Source organism: Actinocorallia lasiicapitis (assembly GCF_054778695.1).
This window is the reverse complement of record NZ_BAAGZI010000726.1, coordinates 1-1331: the sequence shown is the minus strand read 5'-3', so window position 1 is coordinate 1331 and position 1331 is coordinate 1. Positions and strand designations below refer to the sequence as shown.

2 protein-coding genes are annotated in these 1331 nt (G+C 72.9%); one reads left to right on the top strand and one right to left on the bottom strand.

Going from position 1 to position 1331, the window contains the following annotated elements; genetic code table 11:
* On the top strand, window positions 1-445 hold a 445-nt coding region (locus ACYVE7_RS34165), incomplete at its 5' end, for a copper resistance CopC family protein (RefSeq protein ID WP_460370738.1).
* 6 nt (window positions 446-451) lie between these two features.
* Here the strand turns inward: ACYVE7_RS34165 and ACYVE7_RS34160 are convergent.
* On the bottom strand, window positions 452-1331 hold an 880-nt coding region (locus ACYVE7_RS34160; RefSeq protein WP_460370736.1), incomplete at its 5' end, for a diacylglycerol/lipid kinase family protein.

The following is a 1331-nucleotide window of genomic DNA, read 5'->3' as shown; positions in this document are numbered from 1 at the left end:
GGCGGCCGCGGCGGGCCCGGCCGCGGCCCACGCCCAGTTGATCTCCGCGACCCCGGCGGCCGGCGGGATCGGGCCGTTTCCGAAGGAGATCGTGCTGACCTTCAGCGACGACGTGATCCTGCCGAAGGTCCTGCTCACCGACGCCAAGGGCAACCAGGCGCCGGTCGGCCGGGTCGAGACCAAGGGCAATGTGGTGACTCTGCCCGTCACTTCACGCTTGCCTCCGGGTTCCTACACCGTGGCGTGGCGGATCGTTTCCGCCGACGGCCATCCCGTGCAGGACACCTACCGGTTCACCGTCGAAGGGGTCCAGGAGACGGCCGCGCCGGAGTCCGGCGAGGACGACGGCGGCAGGCCAGCCTGGCTCTGGGGCCTGATCGGGCTGGCCACCTTGGCCGCGGTCGGCGGCGGCATCGCCTGGGCGCTCCGATCGCCGACCGAATAGTTCAGGTCATTTCGGGACGAACACCCGGAGCTGCTTCGGATGCTTCCGGAAATGGACCGGCGTTCCGACGTCGCGGGTCTCCCCGTCGTGGGCGACCCGCAGCGTCGGATCGGCGTGATCCAACCGCAGGGACGGGACCAGCCGGCGCCGGTAGTCGGGCGAAAGGTGCAACTGCCCCGTCATGACGGCCGCGATCGCCCGGATCCGGCGCAGCCGCGACCCCGCCTCGACGATCCGGACGTCCAACAGCCCGTCATCCAGGCCGGCCCGCCAGGTCGGGGCCGCGCCGCGCGACCGGTACGCGCAGTTGCCGATGAACGCCAGCCACACCCGGCGCGGACGCCCGTTGATCGTGACTTCGACCGGTTCGGCCCGGTACAGCACCTTCGCCGCCGCGACGGCCAGCGCGGGCCACTTGCCGAGCCGGTTCTCCAGCCGCTCACGCCGGTCGACCAGCTCGGCGTAGGCCCCGAAACTGGCCGTGTTCAGGAACGGGATCCCGTTCACGGTCGCCACGTCGACGGCGGCCAGGCTGCCTTCGCGGTAGGCGTCCACGGCGTCGGCGACGGTCTCGATGCCGAGGGCCCGCGCGAAATGGTTGAGGGTCCCGGCCGGGACGACCAGCAGCGGGATGTCATGACGGAGCGCGGCCTCGGCGGCGGCGCCGACAGTCCCGTCACCGCCGCAGACGGCCAGGACGTCCGCCCGCGCGGCGGCGGCGTCGAGATCGGCTTTGAGATCGCCGGTCGGCTGGAAGAACTCGGCCTCCGGCAGGTCGAGCTCGATCTCGTCGCCCGTGTAGACCACCACCCTGGCCCCGCCCGGCCGGGGCGGCTCCTTGGTCAGCCGGGCGACCCGCGCCGGGCCCGGCAGCGGCGGCCACAGC